A 7,779-nucleotide genomic window follows, 5' to 3' on the forward strand; every position below is an offset into this window, starting at 1 on the left:
CGGGAGTCGCCACACCATCCACCACAGCACCCCAGACTGCCATAGGTCAAGGATGAACCACGCCCCAGCATGGACGCATTCCGCTGACATCCAAACGACGAAGCGCTACTGAAACTCCCGCGCAGACCACCAGACGCGGCCGTCGACGAGTTCGGGAGGCACTCGTGCCACGGCAGCAGCAGCGCCGACGCCTCTCTCCGACTACCGCGGAGAGAGGCGTCGGCGCGCGAAAGCGGGCCGCGGGCGGATACTCGACAAGCCCCGCCGCCGACCGGCAAGCCCCGGTCGCGGGCCTGGGCACGCCCCGGCGCGGCGGTCACGGAGCCCGCTTATCCCACCGAGGCCGACCCGCTTACCCCCGGCAGGGGCCTGCCCAGCTCTTGCCGGGGCTGGGCATGCCTCCCGTCTAGAGCTGGGCAGGCCTCGTTAGTTGAGGACGTGGAGTTCCCCGACGGCGATTGCGGTGCGGGACTGGCGGGTCTGGGTCAGCTGCCCGGACTGCCCGGCGCCGGCCCACTCGATGGTCCACGTCGAGGTCGCGGTCACCGTGTACTTGCCACCCGGCTGGTCGTTGGACGGGTGCCGGTAGAGGTAGCCGCAGTCCGGCGACGTCGCCTTGCCGTAGGAGGGTTTGTAGGGGGTACCGGCCGTGGTGCACGTGACGGACTGTCCATCACCCATGGTCCACACGATCTGGGTCACCCTCGCCGTCGCGGTCACCGTCGTCGCCCCCGCCGTCGCCGAGGCACGGTTCGGCCCGTAGGTCTCCGGCGACTTCGCCGTCCACATCCACACCGGCATACCAACCAACCCCCGGCCACTCGGCTTCGGCACGATCCCAATGTCCGGACCGGTCAGCTTCATGGACTCCACCGCGCGGCGTGCGACCGTTTCCGGATCGACCGCCGGCTGGGCTGGGTTGCCGCCCTTCGGGACGAAGAGGACGCCGATGCGCCCCGTTTCCGGGCACATCACGCGGTAGAGCGCACCGTCCTTGGGGCTGTGGCCCTCCCAGGCCAGGTTCTCCGGCGGGGGCTGCGGGTCGGCCTTGTCGTAGGTGCATGCCGGCCTCGACGTTCCACCGCTCCCACGGTCCGTCGTGCTGGCGGGCTTGTCATCTCCTTTGCCGGCCTCGCCCGCGCTGTTGCTGCCGTCCTCGGCGCAGACGGTCACCAGGAGGCCGGAGGTGTCGCACACCCCGCTGCCCTTCTCGTCCGCGTACGCGACGGGGGTGCAGACGCCCGCCAGGAGCAGCGCGGCGGCCGCGGCGCGCCTCAGCACGGGTGCGTCCCGTCCGGCGAGTAGTCGGTCACCATCCACCGGCCGCCCTTCCACTTCTCGGCCGACGCCGTCGCCACGTACCGGCGCGGCTGGTTCGTCGGGAGCGGGACCGGCTGGCCCGTCTTGGTCCGGACTGCCTTCCACCGTGAGAGGTCGATGCAGTCCTGGATGGTGGCCTTGGGCAGCTTCCCGCCCGCGTCCAGCGCGGTCACCTTGGGCGTGTGGCCGACTTCGCCGGTGCCGACCGTGCCAACCGACTTCATCTGGGCCAGGTCGACCTCGAGCTTGCTGAGCGCGTTGAGCGCCGCGTACTTCTTCAGGTCGGTGCCTTTGTCGTCTGCCTTGCCGTACGCCTTCATCTGCTCAGCCCACATCGAGCGGTACGCGACGAGCACGGCCGCCTTCTCCGCCTGCCCGGGATCCCGCGCACGCGCCGAAGAACCCGCTTGAGGGTTCTGAACTGTCTCTTCCATAGTTGCGGCCTGCACCCAGGCAGGTCGCTACCTACAGGAGGGCACGCACTCATGCGCACTCTTTACGTCGTCACCCATCCCGAGGCGACGCACCACGTCGAGGGGGTCGTCGGCGGATGGCATGACTCGCAGTTGACGCCCTCAGGCATCCGTGCGGCGCTCTCCATCGCCCAGTCGCTGCGGGCCCAGATCCCGAACGGCGCCGAGGTGGAGCTGTTCTCCTCGGATCTGCGGCGCACCCTACGGACGGCCGATGAGGTCGCCGGACTGTTCGGCGTGAAGCCGGTCCTGGATCGCAGGCTGCGGGAGAAGTCCTACGGTGAGGCAGGAGGAAGGCCGCAGGAGTGGCTCGACCGGCGGTTCGTCCCGCCGCCGGCTGTTGGGGAACGGATGGACCACGACGAGGGCGTGCAGGGCGCAGAGACCAAGGCGGTGTGGGCGCAACGCATCTACGCGGCCATGGACGAGATCCTGCAGAACCCTTGCGAGCACCAGATCATCGTGACGCACGGCGGCTCGCTGACGTTCGTCGTGGCGTCCTGGATCAAGATGCCGATCGAGTCGGCCGGATACGCCAGTTTCCAGGCCCCCTCCGGCAGCATCACCACACTGCGCGAAGACGACTTCTTCCACAACCGCCAAGTCGTCAGCCTCGGTGACACCCATCATCTCGACTCCGTCAAAGCTGGTTGACCTCAACCTAGCCCGCTTGGATGGCCCGCCGCCCTGACGGGCGGCAGGCCGTCCCATGCACTGACGTCATTTCTCGTGAACACTCCCGAGCCCGTCGATCTCCATCTGCTGCCCAAAGTGCCGGACAAACGCTGCTGCTAAAAGTGAACGAAGCCAATCCGCTGGACGTCCCTGAACCGGTGTGCAGCGTCAGCGTGTTGGGGCTCTACCGGTTCGGCTCCCAGTGGTCGGGCGTCATGGTGCGGGCCGCCGTCGACACCGAAGTAGTCAACGTGACGCAAGGGTCGCTTCTAGGCTGGGGCTACGAGACATGACGTCCCATCAGCTACTCCCGCGCCCCACCCGGGGCTGACCCGCAAGGACGAGGACGGACGAGATGACCGCTGACCACGAACTGCAAGCACAGGCGGACGCACCCCCGACGCCCACCAGCCCGGCCCCTGCGGCGGCCGCAGGCCGCCGCCGCACACCGCTCGGCCCATTAACCCGCTACGCCGAGCTGTTCGAGGGGCCAGGGCCTTTGCGGTTCGTGGCGGCGGGCTTCGTCGCCCGGCTCACTGTCGGAATGGCCGGGCTCGGTACGGTGCTGGCACTCACCGCCAGGGGGAACAGCTACTCACTGGCCGGCTCCGTCGCCGGCGTCCTCGGGCTTGCCACGGCGGTCGGGGGCCCGCAAATCGGCCGGCTGCACGACCGCTACGGACAGGCACGTGTCCTGCCGCCCGTCGCGCTGACCTTCGGCACTGCGATGGGGCTGATCATCGCCGCGATCTCCGGCAACTGGCCCACCTGGCTGCTCTATCCACTGGCGGTGGTGGCGGGCGCGTCCCTGCCGCTGGTGGGCTCCCTCGTACGGGCCCGCTGGACGAAGATGTACCACAGCAGCGACCGGCTGCGCACCAGCTACGCCCTGGAGGGTGCGACCGAGGAAGCCGTCTACACCGTCGGCCCCGTCCTGGTCACCGCCCTGGCCACTGGTATCGGCCCTCTAGGGCGTGTATCGAATGTGCTGGTCACAGCCACTCGTTGATGGCAGCGACGAGGACAGTCGCCTCGTAGCGGACCGCGAGCTTGTCGTATCTCGTGGCCACGGCTCTGTGGCGTTTGAGGCGATTGATGCCGCACTCGACCGCGTGCCGGGCCTTGTAGTCCTCGGCGTCGAACTTCGGCGGTCGCCCGCCGCGCGAGCCGAGCTTCTTGCGGTTGCGTGCCTGGTCGACCTTGTCCGGAATGGTGCAGCGGATACCACGTCGTCGCAGGTAGGCACGGTTCTTGCGGGAGGCGTACGCCTTGTCGGCGCGGACCCGGTCAGGGCGGGTCCGCGGCCGGCCGGCACCCAGGCGGGCGACGCGGACCTTCTTCAAGACCGGCTCGAACTGTGGGGAGTCGCCACGCTGTCCGGCGGTGATCACGACGGACATGGGCTTCTGCCCCTGTTCGACGGCCAAGTGGAGCTTGGTGGTCAGACCGCCGCGAGAGCGTCCGAGACCGTGGTCGTCCGGTTCGACGGTGACGCCGCCGGGCGGCTCAACCTGCAGGTCCCCTTTTTCCGCGCCCCGGCGGCGTGCTGGTGGGCCCGGCACACGGTCGAGTCGATGTTGAGGTCCCAGGTGATGAGCTCCTTCGCATCGGCCTGGGCCTGCAGTTCGACGAAGATCCGCTGCCAGGTGCCGTCCCGCTGCCAGCGGCGGAACAGGTCGTACGAGCGGGCCCACGGGCCGTATCGCTCCGGGACGTCCCGCCACGGGACGCCGGTGCGGGTGCGAAACCGTATGCCGTCGATCAGCTGCCGCCTGGTCCATATCGGCGGACGGCCTGGTTTCTTGCCCTTGGGCAACAGCGGCTCCAGGCGGGCCCACTGCGCATCCGTCAGTGTTTCTTGCCCTTGGGCAACAGCGGCTCCAGGCGGGCCCACTGCGCATCCGTCAGATCTCCACGTGCCACGAAGCAAGATCATCTCACCTCAAGATCCACTTCCGATACACGCCCTAGTGGGGCTGGCCGCCGTCCTGAGCTGCGCAGTGCTCGGCAGCCTTTCGCTGGCCGTGCAGCGCTCCACGCAGCCCGAGCCCACGGCGAAGGCCGGAGCCGAACGCTCGCCCTGGGTCATGCGACTGCCCGCCATGCAGGCGGTGTTCGTGGTCATGCTCGGCATCGGCGGGGTCTTTGGGTCCATGGAGATCGTCACGGTCGGCTTTGCCAGCGCCAACGGCAGTCGCGGCGCGAGCGGGCTCCTGCTCGCCATCTGGGGCGTCAGCAGCCTGGTCTCCGGCCTGGTCTATGGAGCCCTCACGATCCGCATACCGCTGCACCGCCGGTTCCCCTTGGCCGTTGCGGCCTTCGCCCTCGGACTGCTGCCCCTGACGCTGGCGGGGGACCTGCTCACGCTCACCCCGCTGCTGATCCTCGCAGGCGTCTCCATGTCCTGGGCCATGATCATCGCCATCGAGGTCATCCAGCGTGTAGTACCCGAAACTTCCCTGACCGAGGGCATCGCCTGGTCTTCGGGCGGCACCGGCTTCGGTATGACCCTCGGCTCCACTGCCGGCGGCTGGGTAATCGACGCATTCGGCGCCGACCGCGGATACATCGTTCCGGCCGCGTTCGGGGTCCTCGGCCTCCTGATCGCCCTCATCAGCCGCCGCATCATCAAGGCGGGGTGCGAGCCCTGCGCGTAACCCTCACACCCGAGCAAGGAGCAGCATGACCACCAGTGTTGCACCCTCCATGGCCGACCCGACGGACGTCCTCGCCGAGTACGGCGCGTTCCTGCGGCAAGCCCTGGCCCGCACGGCAGCCGAGCGAGAGCCGATATCCGGCTTCGAGCCGGCCTTCGAACTTCCAGACGACAGCCCGCGGTTGACGGAGTACCTCGACGTCATGGCCATGCGCTTCGCGCCGCTCGGCACGGTCGGCCGCACGGGGCTCGTCCTGCTCGACCTTATGGCCAACCCGGCCACTCGTACGGTCAAGACCCTCGCCTCACACGTCATCGTCGCCCGGGCCGTGCGGCACACCGAGACGACCGGGGAACCGGTGCTGATCCTCACGCCGTCGTCCGCGAACAAGGCCACTGCGCTGCGCGACGCGGTCCTGCGTGCCTACCGGACCGGGCTCACCACACCCGACCAGCTGCGCATCGTGGCCCTGGTACCCAACGAGGCCCGTGCGAAGCTCTGGTCCTCCCCACTCTGCGACGACGCGGCACTGGCCGCGGCAGAAGTACAGGCCCACGCCCCGGGCCGAGGTGATCGGCAGGAGCACGCCGCCGACGGTTCCCGTCATCAGCGGATCGACGACGCCGGCCTGGGCAACAGCAGTGTTGCTCAGGCCGGCGTCGGTGATGTTCGTCAGCGCATGAGGATCTCATCCAGGGATCCGCCCCCGTTCCGCCACCGCTGGAGTGCCTCCCCGTCAATGGTGTGGATCCCGTGGGCATCGGCAAAATCGCGCGTCGATGGAGGGACGGACCCATTGGTGATAACAACGAGCTCATCGGCGTCCCGGTGATGCCGGTAATGAACAAGCTTAAGGACGTCCGCTGTACCAACACCACCCCTTTCCGGATTGCGGAACTTCTTGCATTGAAAGCCGATCGTCCGGCCGTCCGGCGTGGTGGTGATCACGTCGACCCCCATATCATTCGGCCCGTCGACGTATCTCGCCGCCCCGAACCCGTCTCGGAGGACCAGGGCCGCCGCCATCGCCCCGAACTCAGACGGGCTGAGGGAATCGATGGAGCGAATCGACTCGGAGACTGCCCCCCGCTCCGGCGCCTCCTGCACCCGTGCCTCGCGACGCCGATAGATCCTCCGCATGGTGAACGTAGACCGGATCACCATCCATGACGCGAAGGCCAGCTTGAGGACCTTGCCCGGCCGCTCCTCCAGCAGAGCCAGCCATTCTTCCTCGTATCGCTCGGTGTTTCCTTCGCCCGGAATGCGCCGTGCGGCCCACCGCAGCAGCAGCCGCGCAAGATATGAGGAGACGTCACACATCTCATTGACGAGCAGGCCAAGGATGACCGTCAGAAGCATCTGAGCGATCACCGAGCCGCCTCCCAGCGGAACGTGAAGCCGAAGGCGGGACGGGGCGACTGGCCGACTACTGGCACTGGTGTCGGCAACTGCCCTCGCCGCTCAAGCACGACAGCTCGTGCGGAGGCCATTCCGTCGGGAGTCAACTTGTAGAACCGTCGGCGAGGCCGACCAGATTCCGGGTGCTCCGACTCCCATCGGCTCTCCAGCCAGCCCGCTTCCTCCATCCTCGCGAGGATGGGATAGATACTGCCGGTCGGCTTGCCCGCAGCTCGCGCGACTGCGAATCCGTGCAGGTCTTCGCCAGTCACCAGGAACGCTTCCAGCACGTCCAACGTCGCAGACGTGATACGGAACGGAGTTTTCATCACTCTAACTCTACATATAGAGAGTTAGGGCCGTCAAAGATATTCTCAGCATCGGCCTCGCTGAACTTCGTTGGTTGCTAGCCGTGTTGGGGGCCTGAGCCGAAGCTCAGGGGAATCGTTCTGGCCGCCGGGGAAGCACTCGGACCTTGGCCGCCTCTGCGTCCTGACCGGACAGAGCGGCATGCTCCAAGGTCAGGAGGCTGAGGGCGGTCGCATAGATCTGGAGCCGCTCCTCGTCCGTGGTGTTGGCGACGTCGATCTCGGCGACGACGCGGAGGGCGCGGTCGTAGTAGGCCTGGAGCCGGGTGCGTTCGGTTTTGCGGGTGGTGCCGAGCTGGCCGATGAAGATCCCGGTGCGCTCGGCGTGCTCGGCCCAGATGGGGCCTTGGCGGAGCGCGGGCGCGTCGAGCAGCACTTTCTCAATGCGGTTGGCCGCAACGTTACGGACCCGTACGCGACGCGTTGCCACAGGCCAGAGTCGATTCGGACTGTTCTGCACTCGGTAAAGCCGACTTCGATCACATGGCGCGGCGCAGCTGGGTCCGCTCCCCGCAGTCGATCGAGGTCCGCTTCGGCACCAGCCGGGCCAGGGCCATCGCCGTCACGCTCTACACCACCGCATCCGTCGACGCGATCATCCCCGCCCACCCCGAAGTCAACTGGGAGGAGCTGCGCGCGGTGGAGAAAGGCCGGCGCTCTCCACTCACGGCGCTGCGCCCGGCGCCGGCGCCAACACCCGCATGAGCCTCTGGGCACCCGTACAGCGCTACGACCGTCCCCCACCCGTCGCGCCCCAGCTGTGCGGAAGGCCGCCAGGGTGCTGGAGGAACCTCAGCAGGCGACCGCGTGACGGCGGGGCCTCAGCCTCGTTGATCCGGCTGGTATCCATTGCCGCGGGCCCCGGGATGTCGTCGCTACTCCCCGGGC

11 protein-coding genes and 1 pseudogene are annotated in these 7,779 nt (G+C 68.0%); 6 read left to right on the forward strand and 6 right to left on the reverse strand.

The genetic code is table 11. The features are described from left to right. Positions 1–426: 426 nt before the first annotated feature. Entirely contained in the window at positions 427–1,281 is an 855-nt protein-coding gene (locus ACIQE0_RS38540) for an ATP/GTP-binding protein (protein ID WP_402341005.1), read from the reverse strand. Then, positions 1,275–1,676: a hypothetical protein gene (locus tag ACIQE0_RS38545; protein ID WP_402341008.1), complete on the reverse strand. Its 402-nt coding sequence runs from the start codon at positions 1,674–1,676 to the stop codon at positions 1,275–1,277. Before ACIQE0_RS38545 ends, ACIQE0_RS38540 begins: the two co-directional genes overlap by 7 nt. A gap of 129 nt (positions 1,677–1,805) precedes the next feature. On the opposite strand from ACIQE0_RS38545, the gene ACIQE0_RS38550 reads away from it, so the two are divergent. The 3 genes from ACIQE0_RS38550 to ACIQE0_RS38560 all read left to right on the forward strand — a co-directional run bounded on the left by ACIQE0_RS38550 (position 1,806) and on the right by ACIQE0_RS38560 (position 3,477). Continuing rightward, the gene (locus ACIQE0_RS38550) at positions 1,806–2,447 is read left to right on the forward strand and encodes a histidine phosphatase family protein (protein WP_402341011.1); all 642 of its coding nucleotides are present in this window, start codon (positions 1,806–1,808) and stop codon (positions 2,445–2,447) included. Between the two features lie 143 nt (positions 2,448–2,590). Further along, positions 2,591–2,761 carry a hypothetical protein gene (locus ACIQE0_RS38555; protein WP_402341014.1) on the forward strand — a complete coding sequence of 57 codons (171 nt, stop codon included), beginning with the start codon at positions 2,591–2,593 and terminating at the stop codon, positions 2,759–2,761. 62 nt (positions 2,762–2,823) lie between these two features. Further along, positions 2,824–3,477 (forward strand): hypothetical protein, encoded by a 654-nt coding sequence (locus ACIQE0_RS38560; RefSeq protein ID WP_402341018.1) that lies wholly within the window; start codon positions 2,824–2,826, stop codon positions 3,475–3,477. On the opposite strand, the gene ACIQE0_RS38565 is transcribed toward ACIQE0_RS38560, so the two are convergent. After that, a protein-coding gene (locus ACIQE0_RS38565; protein ID WP_402341021.1) for an IS5 family transposase occupies positions 3,461–4,362 on the reverse strand; the annotation gives its coding sequence in 2 pieces (ribosomal slippage) (positions 3,461–3,945 and positions 3,945–4,362; 903 coding nt in all). The two genes, ACIQE0_RS38560 and ACIQE0_RS38565, sit on opposite strands and share 17 nt — an antisense overlap. 76 nt (positions 4,363–4,438) lie before the next feature. On the opposite strand from ACIQE0_RS38565, the gene ACIQE0_RS38570 reads away from it, so the two are divergent. Continuing rightward, positions 4,439–5,125: an MFS transporter gene (locus ACIQE0_RS38570; RefSeq protein WP_402341024.1), complete on the forward strand. Its 687-nt coding sequence runs from the start codon at positions 4,439–4,441 to the stop codon at positions 5,123–5,125. A gap of 49 nt (positions 5,126–5,174) precedes the next feature. Continuing rightward, positions 5,175–5,957, forward strand: coding sequence for a DUF6002 family protein (locus ACIQE0_RS38575; protein ID WP_402341031.1), 783 nt, complete (start codon positions 5,175–5,177; stop codon positions 5,955–5,957). Here ACIQE0_RS38575 and ACIQE0_RS38580 read toward each other — a convergent pair. The 3 genes and pseudogenes from ACIQE0_RS38580 to ACIQE0_RS38590 all read right to left on the reverse strand — a co-directional run. Beyond that, a pseudogene (locus tag ACIQE0_RS38580) lies at positions 5,900–6,484 on the reverse strand (restriction endonuclease); the annotation flags it as partial. The gene ACIQE0_RS38575 and the pseudogene ACIQE0_RS38580 overlap by 58 nt on opposite strands. Positions 6,485–6,492: 8 nt before the next feature. After that, positions 6,493–6,852, reverse strand: a complete 360-nt coding sequence (locus ACIQE0_RS38585; protein WP_402341034.1) for a PadR family transcriptional regulator — start codon at positions 6,850–6,852, stop codon at positions 6,493–6,495. A gap of 106 nt (positions 6,853–6,958) precedes the next feature. Beyond that, the gene (locus tag ACIQE0_RS38590; RefSeq protein WP_402341037.1) at positions 6,959–7,321 is read right to left on the reverse strand and encodes a hypothetical protein; all 363 of its coding nucleotides are present in this window, start codon (positions 7,319–7,321) and stop codon (positions 6,959–6,961) included. 53 nt (positions 7,322–7,374) lie between these two features. Between ACIQE0_RS38590 and ACIQE0_RS38595 the strand changes: the two genes are divergently transcribed. Continuing rightward, positions 7,375–7,596, forward strand: coding sequence for a hypothetical protein (locus ACIQE0_RS38595; protein ID WP_402341040.1), 222 nt, complete (start codon positions 7,375–7,377; stop codon positions 7,594–7,596). The last annotated feature ends 183 nt before the right edge of the window (positions 7,597–7,779 follow it).

It is taken from the genome of Streptomyces sp. NPDC093097, assembly GCF_044754325.1.
In the GTDB taxonomy this organism is placed as follows: domain Bacteria; phylum Actinomycetota; class Actinomycetes; order Streptomycetales; family Streptomycetaceae; genus Streptomyces.

Bases quoted from the DNA above. Each gene is read 5' to 3' on its own strand.
- ACIQE0_RS38575 (WP_402341031.1), top strand. From the start codon at position 5,175: ATGGCCGACCCGACGGACGTCCTCGCCGAGTACGGCGCGTTCCTGCGG.
- ACIQE0_RS38595 (WP_402341040.1), top strand. From the start codon at position 7,375: ATGGCGCGGCGCAGCTGGGTCCGCTCCCCGCAGTCGATCGAGGTCCGC.
- ACIQE0_RS38550 (WP_402341011.1), top strand. From the start codon at position 1,806: ATGCGCACTCTTTACGTCGTCACCCATCCCGAGGCGACGCACCACGTC.
- ACIQE0_RS38585 (WP_402341034.1), bottom strand. From the start codon at position 6,852: ATGAAAACTCCGTTCCGTATCACGTCTGCGACGTTGGACGTGCTGGAA.
- ACIQE0_RS38560 (WP_402341018.1), top strand. From the start codon at position 2,824: ATGACCGCTGACCACGAACTGCAAGCACAGGCGGACGCACCCCCGACG.